Here is a 13,869-nt window from a genome sequence, read left to right on the forward strand (position 1 = left end):
TGTTGGTCGGTGCCTGTGGAGCTGAATCGTTTGCGACATCAACCTCGATGTTCGCCCCACCGACGGCTGACGGTCATGGTTCGGGGATCCACCCGCGAGGGCTGCGACCACCCGCGCTGATTCGTTTGCGACATCAGCTCCACAGGCAGCGTGCCAACCGCCCCCGCCAACCTCGCCGCCGCCAGCCCGTCGGGCAGGATCGGGGTGCCTGGCCGAATCCGATCACCGGCAGCGGTGGCAGGACGTCCGGACGGGCCGGGCCACGCCGGTTGGTGCGGTCCGACATGGATCACCGCGCGTATCCGTGTTCTTGTGATCACGATCGACTCGGCCTCTTGACTCCGGCGAAACATGCGGCCACGATCTGACAACGTTGTCACGGACCCTCGTCTGACAACGTTGTCACGTCTGGAGGCAGAATGTCCGAGCCATCGTCCCTGTCGCGGCGTACCTTCCTCTCCGCCGGAGCCACGCTGCTCGCGTCGGTCGGAGCGGCCGCGGTCCTCCCGGACGCGGCCGTAGCCGCCGCCCCGGCGGCGCCGCCTGCCACCCCGCAGCCGACCGACCTCGCCCGCTACCGGCCGGTCGCGGTCTCCTCGACCGACTACGCGCCGACGCCCGCGACCTTCGCCGTGGACGGTCTGCCGCAGGTCGGCGTCCGGGGGAGTGGCTGGCGGGCGGCGGGCAACGCCGATCCACAGTGGATCTCGGTGGACCTGCAGGCGCTCTGCCGGGTCGAGGCCGTCACCCTGGTCTTCGAGGCGACGCTCGCCGACGGGCCGTTCGACGGCAACTACACCGAGACCGACGGCGACGAGATCCTCTCCAGCGCCGCCACGGCGTACCGGATCGAGGTCTCCACCGACGGCCGCACCTGGCGGTCGATCTACGAGACGACCGAGGGCCAGGGCGGCGTGCAGGCCATCAAGCTGCCCGAGCCGGTCGACGCCCGCTGGATCCGCATGACCGCCACGAAGCGTTCGAACAGCAACCCGGTGGGCCTCAACGGCTTCCAGGTGTACGGCGTGCCCCTGGCGCCTCGGCCGACGGCCGAGGGCTGGACGAGCTGGGAGGGCGGCAACACCGGTCCGGCCCCCGCGCTCACCGTCGCCGCCGACGGCACGGTGCCGCTGGAGTCGGGCTGGTCGTTGACGATGGACGACTTCGCGGGCACCGCCGACGGCGCCGAACTCTCCCGGGCCGGTGTCGACGTCCGGTCCTGGCTGCCGGCGACGGTGCCCGGCACCGTGCTGGGCACGCTGGTCGAGCAGGGCCACCTGCCCGACCCGGTGTCCGGCTTCAACAACATGCGCATCCCCGAGGCGTTGTCCCGGCACACCTGGTGGTACCGGCGCTCCCTGCGGTTGCCGCGCGAGCTGGACACCTCGGCCGGTCGGCGGATCTGGCTGGAGTTCGACGGCATCAACCACGAGGCGACCGCCTGGGTCAACGGTGTGCAGGTCGGCAGCGTCAAGCACCCCTTCGCGCGGGCTGCCTTCGACATCACCGACGCCCTCGCCGGTCACCGGGGCGAGCACGTACTCGCCGTGCGGGTAACCCCGATGCCGCACCAGGGCACCCCCGGCGACAAGGGCCCCGACGGGCGTACCTTCCTCCAGTCGGCGCACCACTACCTCGACGCGCCGACCTACCTGGCGGTGTCCGGCTGGGACTGGATGCCCGCCGTCCGCGACCGGGTCACCGGCCTCTGGGACCACGTCCGGCTGCGCAGCACCGGCCCCGTGGTCGTCGGCGACCCGCACGTGCAGACCACGCTGCCGGACCTGCCCCGAACCGACACCGCCGAGGTCACCATCCGGGTGCCGGTCCGCAACGCGACGGCCACCGCCACCACGGTCACCGTCCGCGCCGAGTTCGACAAGGTACGCGTCGAGTCCACCGCCACCGTCCCCGCCGGCGGGAGCACCACCGTCACCTTCGCGCCGGAGCGCTTCCCCGCGTTGCGCCTGCGCAAACCCCGGCTCTGGTGGCCCAACGGCTACGGCGACCCCCACCTGTACGACCTCACGCTCACCGCCACCGTCAAGCGCGCGGTCAGCGACCGGCGTGAGCTGCGCTTCGGCGTCCGGCAGTTCGCGTACGACTGGCACCAGCCGATCGTGATCTCGCCGCCCGGCAAGCCCGCCCTGGACTTCGTCGACGGGGCGGCGACGCAGACCGTCACGTTCGACCGGCAGCACGCCCGGCACGTCCGCATCCAGGCCGGTCAGCGCGCGACCGGCTGGGGCATCTCGATGTACGCGCTGTCGGTGGCCGACGGCACCGGCCCGGACCTCGCCCTGCGCCGCGACGCGACCGCCTCGTCGGCGGAGAACGACACCAACGTGGCCGCCAAGGCCGTCGACGGCGACGCGGCAACCCGCTGGGCCTCAAAGGCCGAGGACGACCAGTGGATCCAGGTCGACCTCGGCGCGGCTGTCGACTTCGACCGGGTCACCATCGTCTGGGAGCAGGCGTACGCGCTGGACTACCGCGTGCAGGTCTCCGCCGACGGGGACGCCTGGACCGACGTGACGTCGGTCAGCAACGACACCCCGCTGGGCAGCCGCGCCGAGCAGGTCGAGACGTTCGCCAGCCGGACCGCCCGGCACCTGCGCATCCAGACCGGTGCGCGGGTGACCTCGTGGGGGGTGTCCATGTGGACGCTCTCGGTGCGGCGGCAGGCCGAGCCGGATGTGGACCTGGCCCTGGGCAAGGTCGCCAGCGCGTCGTCGTCGGACGGCGACTCCAACGGACCGGACCGGGCCGTCGACGGCAACCCCCGCACCCGGTGGTCGTCGACGTTCGAGGACGACCAGTGGATCCAGGTCGACCTGGGCGCACCGGTCACCTTCGACCAAGTCTCCATCGTCTGGGAGCAGGCGTACGCCCGCGACTTCGTCATCCAGGTGTCGGACGACGGGCGGTCGTGGACCGACGTGAAGTCGGTCAGCAACAAGATCACCGAGCTGAAGATCACCGTCAACGGTGTGCCGGTGTTCGCCCGGGGCGGCAACTGGGGCTGGGACGAGCTGCTGCGCCGGGTGCTGCCCGACCGGCTGGCCGACACCGTCGAGATGCACCGCGACATGAACTTCACGATGATCCGCAACTGGCTCGGCAGCAGCAACCGCGAGGAGCTGTACCGGGCCTGCGACGAGCAGGGCATCCTGGTCTGGAACGACTTCTGGCAGGCCGGCGGGTTCCTGCCCAACCCGCCCGGCTACGTGGACATCGCCGCCGACACGATCCGGCGGTTCCGGCACCACCCCAGCATCGTGGTGTGGTGCGGCGCCAACGAGGGTGACCCGCCGCCGATCGTCGACGCCGGTCTCAAGCAGGCGGTCAGCACCGAGCACCCGGAGATCCTCTACATCCCCAACTCCGCCAGCGGCATCGTCAGCGGGCGCGGGCCGTACCACTGGGTCGACCCGAGCACCTACACCGACGTGGCGATGTACGAGGCCGACTCCTTCGGCTTCCACACCGAGATCGGCATGCCGGTCGTGTCGGTGACGGAGAGCATGCGCAACCTCGTCGGCGACGCGAAGGAGTGGCCGATCAGCGAGGTGTGGAACTACCACGACTGGTCGACGATCGGTAACCAGCGCGTCGGGACGTACCAGGCGGCCATCGACGCGCGGCTCGGGGAGTCCGGCTCGCTCGACGAGTTCGCCACCCGGGCGCAGTTCGTCAACTACGAGAGCCACCGCGCCATGTTCGAGGCGTGGAACGCCAACCTGTGGCAGGACGCCACCGGCCTGCTGCTGTGGATGTCGCACCCGGCGTGGCACAGCACGGTCTGGCAGACCTACGACTACGACCTCGACGTGAACGGCGCCTACTACGGCGCCCGCAAGGGTTGCGAGCCGCTGCACGTGCAGGCCGACCCGGGCACCTGGCAGGTCCGGGTGGTCAACCACACCGCGGCGGCGCTCACCGGCGTGACGGTCACCGCCCGGCGGTACGACCTGTTCGGTCGGCAGGTGGGGACGCCGCAGCGGCAGCGGGTGGACGTGGCTCGTTCGGCGACGGCGGCGGTCTTCCCGCTCGCCGCGCCGGACGGAGGCGGGCTGCACCTGGTCCGCCTGGAGTTGCGCGACGGCCGTGACCGGCTGCTCACCGAGAACACCTACTGGCGCTACGACAAGGCCGAGCAGATGCGGGCGCTCAACGACCTGCCGAGCACCCGCCTGTCCACCTCGTCGGGCACCGTCCGTGTGGTGGACGGCCGCAACACGGTCACCACGACGGTTCGCAACCAGGGTCGTACGGTCGCCGCGTTGGTGCGGCTCGCCGTGCGTGACGAGCAGGGTGCGAGGGTTCTGCCGGCCCGCTACGACGACAACTACTTCTGGCTCCTGCCGGGGGAGACCCGCGAGGTGCGGGTGTCGTGGCCCGCGCGGCCCGGCCTGGCTCGTCGGGCCCGGGTGACGGCGCAGGCGTACAACTCCTAGGAGTACGCGGTGGGAGGCGCGCGGTCCCGGCCGCCTCCCACCGCGTCGCGCCTGTCCCACCACCTGATGAGGGCGTTTAGGTCGGTTGGCGCACCTCGGTCCGGGACCGAGACCATGCTGTACCTGTGACACGGTCCGGTTCCCCGTCCGGCGCGGCACGGGTCTCGTTCGCGTTCTGGATCACGCTCGTGGGCACCACCGTGCCGACCCCGCTCTACCCGCTCTACGAGATGGAGTTCGGGTTCTCGTCGTTGACCGTGACCGTCGTCTACGCGTTGTACGCGTTGGGCGTGGTCATCGGGCTGCTGGTCTTCGGTCGGCTCTCCGACCAGATCGGCCGTCGTCCGGTCATCCTCATCGCGCTGGTCCTGTCGGTCGCCGCCGACGCGGTCTTCCTGTTCGCCGTGGACCTGGCGATGATCATCGTGGGTCGGATCATCGCCGGTCTCTCCGCGGCGCTGATCATCGGCGCGGCGACGGCGGCGCTGGCGGAGTTGATCAGCCGTCGGCATCCGAAACGGGCCGCCACCGTGTCGATCTTCGCGAACCTGGGTGGTCTCGCCACCGGCACGCTGCTGTCCGGGATCGTGTCCGACGTGGCCCCGGACCCGCTCCGGCTGCCCTGGGCGATCGTGCTGGTCCTGGCGGTCATCGCGATCATCGTGATGCGCGGTGTGCCGGAGACGGTGCGGGAGCGTTCACCGGTGACCCTGCGGGTGCAACGGTTGTCGGTGCCGCCGGCCATCCGGGGCGACTTCGTCCGTTCGGCGATCACCGCCGGGGCGGGTTTCGCGGCTCTCGGAGTGCTGACGTCGGTGACCGGCCTGTTCCTCGGCATGGTCCTGCACGAGGGGTCGCACACCCTGGCCGCGCTCGTGGTCTTCGTGGCCTTCACCGGTGCCGCGTTCGGTCAGTTGCTGACCCGCGTCCTGTCCTCGCGCGCCGCTCTGGCCTACGCCTGCGTCGGTCTGGTCGTGGGGGCCGGCCTGCTCGCGTTCAGCATGTGGATGGCCCTGCTGGCGACGCTCTTCGTCAGCGCGGCGGTCGTCGGGGTCGCGTCCGGTGTGGCGGTCGGCGACGGCGTCGCGACGATCACGATGAAGACCGCGCCGCAGCACCGGGCCGAGGCGGTGTCGACCTTCTTCGCCATCCTGTTCGCGATGCTCGGCGTGCCCGCGGTCGGGGTCGGCCTGCTGATCCAGACGATCGGGTTGCGGCCCGCCGGCGAGATCTTCAGCGCGGTGGTGGCGGTGCTCGCGCTGGTCGTCCTGCTCAGCCTCGTGCGGGGCGGCCGGACCCGGACCGCGAGCTGATCGCCGCCGGAGCGCGAAGGGGGTCGGCCGGGCTTCGGAAAGCCATTCAGGGAGGTCTTGCGGCGGTCATCGTATACAACATACGCTCCCCGAATCGCCCATTCGAGGAGCTCTCCATGACGAACCTCTTTGTCAGCGACACGAGCCGTTCTCTGCGGGCCGCGGTCGCGGCGGCCACCGTCGTCTGCGCGGTCGTCGCCTGCTCACCGGTGTCCGACAGCGGCGGCGGCGACCAGTCCGGCGGCGACCAGTCGGCCGGCCAGGACTCCTTCGGTACGCCGGCCGACCCGGCCGCCGTGAAGCAGGGCGGCAAGCTCGTCATCGCCCTGTCCGCCGAGCCCGACGCGTTGGACCCGACGCTGTCGAGAAGCCTCTACTCCCGCTACGTCTTCCAGGCGATGTGCCAGAAGCTCTACGACGTCGACGAGAAGGCGCAGGTCGTACCCCAACTCGCGACCGCGCTGCCCACCACGAGCGGCGACGGCCGGACGGTGACCATCCCGCTGCGCCCGGGCGTCCGCTTCGCGGACGGGACGCCGTTCGACTCCGCCGCGGTGAAGGCCACCCTGCAACGCCACCTCACCAACTCCCGATCGGCGCGCAAGAGCGAACTCGGTCCCATCGACGGCGTCGACACCCCGGACGCGCAGACCGTCGTCCTGCGGTTGAAGCAACCGTTCGCGCCGCTGCTGGGCGCTCTCGCCGACCGGGCCGGCATGATCATGAGCGCCACGGCGCTGCAGAGCCTCGGCGACGACTTCGCCTCCGCACCGGTCTGCGTCGGTCCCTTCAAGTTCGCCAAGCGGGTGCCCCAGAACTCGATCGACGTCGTGAGAGACCCGAACTACTACGACGCGAGCACGGTGCACCTCGACGCCATCTCGTGGCGCATCCTCACCGACGCGAGCATCCGCGCCGCCAACCTGCGCTCCGGCGACGTGCAGGTCGCCGACAGCGTGTCCACCCAGGACGTCGCCTCCCTGCGGCAGGACGCCGCGGTCTCCGTCCTGCAGTCGCAGTCCCTCGGGTACCAGGGGCTGACCATCAACGTCGGCAACGTCGACGGCGTCGGCACCGCGCCGAAGCCCATCAACCGGCCCCTCGCGCAGAACGCCAAGGTACGACAGGCGTTCGAGCACGCCATCGACCGCAAGGCGCTCGTCGACGCGGTCTTCAACGGCGTGCACACCGCCGCCTGCTCGCCGATCTCACCCGCGAGCCCGTTCTCCTCGCCGGAGGCACAGACCTGCCCGGCGCACGACCCCGCCAAGGCCAAGCAGTTGCTCACCGAGGCGGGTGTGCAGACGCCGTACCCGGTGACGATGCTCGCGTCCAACACCCCCGACACGCTGCGGCTCGCCCAGGCGCTGCAGTCCATGGTCAAGGACGGCGGGTTCGACCTGAAGATCAACCCGGTCGAGTACTCGTCGCTCCTCGACGAGCAGGACCGCGGCAACTTCGAGCTGTTGCAGCTCGGCTGGAGCGGGCGCATCGACCCGGACGCCAACATCACGAACTTCGTCGGCACCGGGGCCAGCCAGAACGTCGCCGGTTACAGCAACCCGCAGCTCGACACACTGCTGACCCAGGCCCGCCAGGCCGGCGACGTCGAGGAGCGCAAGAAGCTGTACGGGCAGGCGGTCACCCTGCTGCAGCAGGACGACGCGCTCATCTACCTCTACCGGCAGCGGAACCTGACCGCCGTCAGCAAGCAGATCCAGGGCCTGCAGGTCTTCCCGGACGGTGTGCTCCGGGCGGGCTTCGCCGGCTTCGCCAAGTAGGTCACGGTGGCCCGATACCTGCTCACCCGTGCCTGGCAGTCGGCCCTGACCCTGCTGTTGTCGACGGTCGTGGTCTTCGTCGGCGTACGGGCGCTGCCCGGTGACCCGGCCCTCGCCCTCGCCGGCGAGGACCGGTCACCGGAGGCGTTGGAGGCGATCCGCCGGCACTACGGGCTGGACCAACCGCTGCCGGTCCAGTTCGCGCAGTACGTGGAGCGCATGGCGCAGGGCGACTTCGGGGTGTCCATCCGCACCGGCACGCCGGTCTCGTCGATGCTCACGACCGCCCTGCCGGTGACGGTCGAGCTGTCCGTCCTGGCGATCCTCATCGCCTCGGCGCTCGGGGTCGGCGCGGGCGTGCTCGCGGCGGTGCGTCGCGGACGGCCGGCGGAGTGGCTGGCCAACGGTCTGGCGCTGATCGGCCTGTCGGTGCCGCACTTCTGGCTGGGGCTGCTCGCGATCCTCTACCTGTCCGTGGCGACCGGGCTGTTCCCCGCCTCCGGCTTCGTGCCGATCCTGGAGGACCCCGTGGACAACCTGCACCACATCGTGCTGCCGGCGGTGATCCTCGGGACCGGCCTCGCCGCCATCATCATGCGCCAGACCCGCTCGGCGATGCTGGACTCGCTCTCGTCGGACTACGTCCGCACCGCGAAGGCGAAGGGCCTGCGACCACGTGCCGTCATCACCCGGCACGCGCTGCGCAACAGCCTCATCGTGGTGGTGACCGTGGTGGGTCTCCAACTCGGAGGACTGATCTCGGGCGCGGTGGTCACCGAACAGATCTTCGGGCTCCCGGGCTTCGGCAAGATGACCATCGACGCGGTGTTCCAACGGGACTACCCGGTGATCCAGGCCGTCGTCCTGCTCACCGCGACCGCCTACATCGTGATCAACTTCCTGGTGGACCTGCTCTACTCGGTCATCGACCCCCGCATCCGGGTGACGGGAGATCCGGCATGACCGTCCTCACCGTACCGGTGGCGGAGACCACGGTCGGCGTCACCAGGCGTACGCGGGTGCTGCGTCGGCTGCGCCGCAACCCCCTCGCGGTGGTCAGTTTCGTCGTCCTCGCGCTCGCGGCGGTCATCGCGCTGCTCTCGCCGTGGATCGCGCCGTACTCCGTCGACCAGACCGACTTCGCCCGTACCCTCGCACCTCCTGGCACCGCCGGGCACGTGCTCGGCACCGACGACCTCGGCCGCGACGTGCTGTCCCGCATCATGCTCGGCGCCCGGGCGTCGTTGCAGGTGGGGCTCCTGGCGGTGGTCACCTCCCTGGTCATCGGGGTGCCACTCGGGCTGGCGGCGGGTTACTTCCGCGCCTGGGACGCGGTCATCTCGCGCTTCACCGACCTGCTGCTCGCCTTCCCGTTCCTGATCATGGCGGTGGGGTTGGCGGCCATCCGGGGAGCCAGCCTCGGCAACGCCGCGGTGGCCATCGGCATCGCCCAGATCCCCGGGGTGATCCGGGTGGTCCGCTCGGACACGCTGCGCCTCAAGTCGTTGGACTTCGTCGCGGCGGCCGTGGTGGACGGGGCGAGTGACCTGTGGGTGCTGGCCCGGCACATCCTGCCGAACGCGACGTCGGTGATCCTGGTGCAGGCCACCGTCGCCATCCCGGCCGCGATCCTCGGCGAGGCGGTGTTGTCCTTCCTCGGCCTCGGCATCCAGCCACCGGCGCCCAGCCTGGGCACCATGCTGGCGACCGCTCAGCAGTTCGCCGCCCGGGCACCGTGGGCGGCGGTCTTCCCCGGTGTGGCGATCATGGGCTTGGCGCTGGCGTTCAACGTCTTCGGTGACGCCCTGCGGGACGCCCTCGACCCGAAGGGAGAGCGCCGATGACCACGGTCACCGCGCCCGTGCTGGAGATCCGCGACCTCTCGGTGTCCTTCCCGACCGAGACCGGCACCGTCTCGGCGGTGGACGGCGTCAGCCTGGACCTCGCCCCCGGGGAGATCGTCGGGATGGTCGGTGAGTCGGGGTGCGGAAAGAGCGTCACCGCGATGAGCATCGCCGGTCTGCTGCCCGGCAGCGCCCGGATCACCGGCTCCGTACGCCTCGACGGCACCGAGCTGGTCGGCGCCCGCGAGTCGGCGTTGCGCCGGGTACGCGGGCAGGAGATCGCCTACATCTTCCAGGAGCCGATGACGTCGTTGAACCCGGTGCTCACCGTGGGGCGGCAGATCGGGGAGGTGCTCCAGGTCCACGAGCGGATGTCCCGACGGGCCGCCCGGGCCCGCGCCGTCGAGCTGCTGACGCTCGTCGGCATCCCGTCCGCGGCCCTTCGGGTCGACACCTATCCGCACCAGCTCTCCGGTGGCATGCGGCAACGCGTGATGATCGCGATGGCGGTGGCCTGCGGCCCGAAGGTGCTGGTGGCCGACGAGCCGACCACCGCGCTGGACGTCACCGTCCAGGCCGGCATCCTGCAGGTGCTTCGCGACCTGCGGGACCGGCTCGGCACCAGTGTCCTCATCATCACGCACGACCTGGGCGTGATCGCCGACATCGCGGACCGCGTCGTCGTCATGTACGCGGGGCGCGTCGTGGAGCGGGCACCCGTGGACGACCTGTTCGCACACCCCCGGCACCGGTACACCGCCGGGCTGCTGTCGGCGTCACCGCGGCCGGGGCGGCACGCCGGCACGCACCGGTTGACCGAGATCCCCGGCTTGGTGCCGGTGCTGTCGACGCAACCCGACGCGTGCACCTTCGCGGACCGCTGCCCGGCCGCCGACACCACGTGCCGCGACGCCGCCCCGCCGCTTGCGGGCATCGGCGGCGGGGACCACCTCGCGGCCTGCTGGCACCCCTGCCCCACCCAGGAGGCGACCCGATGACGCCGCAGCCGAACGCCCTGCAGATCGAGGACCTGGTGATGCACTTCGGCCCGGTCCGCGCCGTGGACGGGGTGTCCCTCAGCATCCCGAGGGGGCGGGTCACGGCGCTGGTGGGGGAGAGCGGCTCCGGCAAGTCGACGGTGGGCCGCTGCGTGGTGCGGCTGGTCGAACCCACCGCCGGGACGATCCGGATCGCCGGCACCGACGTCACCCACCTGTCCCGACGGCGGCTGCGCCCGCACCGTGGCGCGGTGTCGATCGTCTTCCAGGACCCGGCCGCGTCACTGGACCCGCGCATGCTGGTCGGCGAGATCGTGGCCGAGCCGCTGCGGCTGTCGGGCAGGCGGCTCTCCCGGCGCGAACGGGACGCCCGCGTCGCCCCGCAACTCGAACGGGTGGGCCTGCGCGCCGAGGTGGCACGTCGCTACCCCCACGAGCTGTCCGGTGGGCAACGCCAACGGGTCAGCATCGCCCGGGCGCTGATCTCCGAACCGATGCTGCTCATCGCCGACGAACCCACCAGCGCGCTCGACGTGTCGGTGCAGGCGTCGGTGCTCAACCTCCTCGCCGACCTGCAACGCGACATCGGGTTCGCCTGCCTCTTCATCACCCACGACCTGTCCGCCGTCGAGTACCTGGCCGACGAGATCGCCGTCATGTACCTGGGCCGACTCGTCGAGCAGGGCACCCGCGAGCGGATCTTCGCCCGGCCCGCCCACCCGTACACCCAGGCTCTGCTGTCCGCCGCGCCGGTGGCCGACCCGGTGCGTCAACGGCAGCGTCAGCCGGTGCTGCTCGGCGACGACCTGCCCTCCGCGCTCGACCCGCCGTCCGGCTGCCGGTTCCGGACCCGGTGCCCGCTCGCGTTCGACAGGTGCGCGACTGAGGTGCCGGCGCAGACGGCGATCGGCGACGGGATGGCCGCCTGCCACCTGGTCCGGCCGGACGGCACCGGCCCCGACGTTCGCACCGCAGATCCCAGTGAGGTGTTGTCATGACGTTCACCACCCGACCCACGTTGCAGGGCACCTTCGGCATGGTGTCCTCGACGCACTGGCTCGCCAGCCAGGCGGCGATGGGCATCCTCGAACGCGGCGGCAACGCCTTCGACGCGGCGGTCACCGCCGGGTTCGTCCTGCACGTGGTCGAGCCGCACCTGAACGGGCCGGGCGGCGAGGTCCCGGCCATCGTGGCCACCGTGCGGGACCCCGGACCGAAGGTGCTGTGCGGGCAGGGTCCGGCACCGGCCGGCGCCACCATCGCGCACTTCCGGTCCCTCGGGATGGACCTCGTCCCGGGGGCCGGGCCGCTCGCGGCGGCCGTACCCGGCGCCGTGGACGCCTGGCTCCTGCTGCTGCGCGAGCACGGCACACTCACCCTCGCCGAGGTGCTGGACCCGGCGATCGGCTACGCCGCCGCCGGTCACCCGCTGGTGGGCCGGGTCGGTGACACAGTGGCCGCCGTGCGGTCGTTGTTCGAGGACCACTGGCCGACCTCCGCCGCGCTCTGGCTGCGCGGCGGCCGACCGCCGCGCGCGGGGGAGCTGGTCACCAACCCGGCGTACGCGGACACCCTGCGCCGACTGGTGGAGGCGGGGCAGGCGGCCGGCGCGGACCGGGAGGCGCAGATCGAGGCAGCGCGACGCGCCTGGAGCACGGGTTTCGTCGCCGAGGCGATCGACGCGTTCAGCCGACGGCCCTTCCAGGACTCCAGCGGCCGACCGAACGCCGGTCTGGTCACCGGGGACGACCTGGCCGCGTACTCGGCGACCTGGGAGGAGCCCGCCACCATCGACTGGCACGGCTACTCGGTGGCGAAGACCGGGTTCTGGGGTCAGGGCCCGGTGCTGTTGCAAGCGCTGGCCACCCTCGACGCGCTCGACCACCCCGCCGCGTACGACCCGGACACCGTTACCGGTGTGCACGCCCAGGTCGAGGCGCTCAAGCTCGCCTTCGCCGACCGGGAGGCCTGGTACGGCGACGACGTGGACGTGCCCGCCAAGGCGCTGCTCTCCCGGGAGTACGCGCGGGAGCGGGCGGCCCTCGTCGGTGACCGGGCGTCGGTTCAGTTGCGGCCGGGGCGCCCCGACGGGGCACAGCCCCGCCTACCGGCTCACGTCCGACCCGGTGTCGGGCGGCGGGCCGACCCGACGGACGCGACGACGGGAGAGCCGACGGTGCAGTCGGACGGGGTGACCCGTGGCGACACCTGCCACGTCGACGTGGTCGACAGGTGGGGCAACATGATCTCCGCTACCCCGAGTGGTGGGTGGTTGCAGAGTTCGCCGACCATCCCGGAACTCGGCTTCCCGCTGGGCAGCAGGTTGCAGATGTTCTGGCTGGAGGAGGGGCTCGCGTCGTCGTTGGCGCCGGGGCGGCGCCCGCGTACGACGTTGAGCCCGACGATGGTGCACCGCGACGGGGAGCCGGTGCTGGCGTGTGGGACACCCGGTGGCGACCAGCAGGACCAGTGGCAGTTGCCCTTCCTGCTGCGGCACCTCGTCGGCGGTCGGTCCCTGCAGGAGGCGATCGACGCGCCGGCCTGGCACACGCTGGGCCTGCCGGGGTCGTTCTATCCACGGGACTCGGAGCCCGGCGTCCTGGTGGTGGAGGACCGCTACGACGACAGCGTGCCGGCGGCCCTGCGCGCGTACGGGCACGAGGTGCGTGTCGTCGACGGGTGGAGCCTCGGTCGGCTCTGTGCCGTGACCCGTGACCCGGCGACGGGTGTGCTGGCCGCCGGTGCGAACCCGCGCGGGATGCAGGGTTACGCCTGCGGCCGTTAGGGCCGGCCGTAGCCGCCCTCGGCGTTCTCGTGGGCAGCGGCGGACGCCGCGTCGAGGTGCGCGAGCGCGGCCCGCTCGGCGCGGTCGCCGTCACCTGACTCGATGGCGTCGACGAGCTGGATGTGCTCGGCCCACGAGTGTGGTGCGCGTTCCGCCGCCCCGAGCCGGAAGACCCACTGGACATGGAGGTAGAGCGACTTGGCGATCGACGACAGCCAGGGGTTCCCGCTGATCTGCAGGATGCGCAGGTGCAGTCTGCTGTTCAGCTCGGCGACCCGGGCCAGGTCCTGTCGCTGGGTCGCCTCGCGGCCCTGGTCGAGCAGGGCCCGCAGGGCGGCCACGTCGGCGGGGGTGGCCCGTTCGGCGGCCAGCCGGGCGGCCAGCGTCTCCAGGCGCTCGCGGACGGCGAACATGTCGGCGATGGTCCCGCTGCTCGGTGAGGCGACCACCGCTCCCCGGCGGGGGAGGATCAGGACGAAACCTTCGGCCTCGGCGACGCGGAGAGCCTCCCGGACCGGGTTGCGGGAGACGCCGAAGTCCTCGGCGAGCCGGTCCTCGGTGAGCCGTTCACCGGGCAGGTAGTCGCCGTCGATGATCGCGGTGCGCAGTGCGGTGAGGACCTGATCGCGTAACGGCAGGTGTTGGGCGCCGAGCTTGTCCCGCAGATCGTCAGCCACCTGGTCGCCTCTCC

The 13,869-nt window shown here is 71.6% G+C and carries 9 protein-coding genes; 8 read left to right on the forward strand and 1 reads right to left on the reverse strand.

The features are described 5' to 3' along the window. Nucleotides 1–419 precede the first annotated feature (419 nt). The 8 genes from O7617_RS26500 to O7617_RS26535 all read left to right on the forward strand — a co-directional run bounded on the left by O7617_RS26500 (nt 420) and on the right by O7617_RS26535 (nt 13,178). Nucleotides 420–4,457 (forward strand): discoidin domain-containing protein, encoded by a 4,038-nt coding sequence (locus O7617_RS26500; RefSeq protein WP_282258852.1) that lies wholly within the window; start codon nt 420–422, stop codon nt 4,455–4,457. A gap of 125 nt (nt 4,458–4,582) precedes the next feature. Next, entirely contained in the window at nt 4,583–5,770 is a 1,188-nt protein-coding gene (locus tag O7617_RS26505; RefSeq protein ID WP_282258854.1) for an MFS transporter, read from the forward strand. Between the two features lie 116 nt (nt 5,771–5,886). Then, nucleotides 5,887–7,551 carry an ABC transporter substrate-binding protein gene (locus O7617_RS26510; RefSeq protein WP_282258855.1) on the forward strand — a complete coding sequence of 555 codons (1,665 nt, stop codon included), beginning with the start codon at nt 5,887–5,889 and terminating at the stop codon, nt 7,549–7,551. A 6-nt stretch (nt 7,552–7,557) separates the two neighbouring features. Then, the gene (locus tag O7617_RS26515) at nt 7,558–8,514 is read left to right on the forward strand and encodes an ABC transporter permease (protein ID WP_145780691.1); all 957 of its coding nucleotides are present in this window, start codon (nt 7,558–7,560) and stop codon (nt 8,512–8,514) included. Continuing rightward, nucleotides 8,511–9,395, forward strand: a complete 885-nt coding sequence (locus O7617_RS26520) for an ABC transporter permease (protein WP_282258857.1) — start codon at nt 8,511–8,513, stop codon at nt 9,393–9,395. The genes O7617_RS26515 and O7617_RS26520 overlap by 4 nt, the downstream gene beginning before the upstream one ends. Continuing rightward, the gene (locus O7617_RS26525) at nt 9,392–10,393 is read left to right on the forward strand and encodes an ABC transporter ATP-binding protein (protein WP_282258859.1); all 1,002 of its coding nucleotides are present in this window, start codon (nt 9,392–9,394) and stop codon (nt 10,391–10,393) included. The genes O7617_RS26520 and O7617_RS26525 overlap by 4 nt, the downstream gene beginning before the upstream one ends. After that, complete coding sequence (locus O7617_RS26530) at nt 10,390–11,391, forward strand: oligopeptide/dipeptide ABC transporter ATP-binding protein (protein ID WP_282258861.1); 1,002 nt, start codon at nt 10,390–10,392, stop codon at nt 11,389–11,391. Before O7617_RS26525 ends, O7617_RS26530 begins: the two co-directional genes overlap by 4 nt. Further along, a complete protein-coding gene (locus O7617_RS26535) occupies nt 11,388–13,178 on the forward strand; it encodes a gamma-glutamyltransferase family protein (RefSeq protein ID WP_282258863.1) in 1,791 nt (596 codons plus the stop codon). Before O7617_RS26530 ends, O7617_RS26535 begins: the two co-directional genes overlap by 4 nt. Here the strand turns inward: O7617_RS26535 and O7617_RS26540 are convergent. Beyond that, a complete protein-coding gene (locus O7617_RS26540) occupies nt 13,175–13,855 on the reverse strand; it encodes a GntR family transcriptional regulator (protein WP_282258865.1) in 681 nt (226 codons plus the stop codon). The two genes, O7617_RS26535 and O7617_RS26540, sit on opposite strands and share 4 nt — an antisense overlap. Nucleotides 13,856–13,869: the final 14 nt, after the last annotated feature.

Origin of the sequence: Micromonospora sp. WMMD1155 (genome assembly GCF_029581275.1) — a bacterium.
Lineage (GTDB): Bacteria > Actinomycetota > Actinomycetes > Mycobacteriales > Micromonosporaceae > Micromonospora.

Excerpts from the sequence above, each read along its gene's own strand:
- O7617_RS26510 (WP_282258855.1), top strand. The coding sequence starts at position 5,887 with ATGACGAACCTCTTTGTCAGCGACACGAGCCGTTCTCTGCGGGCCGCG.
- O7617_RS26530 (WP_282258861.1), top strand. The coding sequence starts at position 10,390 with ATGACGCCGCAGCCGAACGCCCTGCAGATCGAGGACCTGGTGATGCAC.
- O7617_RS26500 (WP_282258852.1), top strand. The coding sequence starts at position 420 with ATGTCCGAGCCATCGTCCCTGTCGCGGCGTACCTTCCTCTCCGCCGGA.
- O7617_RS26535 (WP_282258863.1), top strand. The coding sequence starts at position 11,388 with ATGACGTTCACCACCCGACCCACGTTGCAGGGCACCTTCGGCATGGTG.
- O7617_RS26525 (WP_282258859.1), top strand. The coding sequence starts at position 9,392 with ATGACCACGGTCACCGCGCCCGTGCTGGAGATCCGCGACCTCTCGGTG.
- O7617_RS26520 (WP_282258857.1), top strand. The coding sequence starts at position 8,511 with ATGACCGTCCTCACCGTACCGGTGGCGGAGACCACGGTCGGCGTCACC.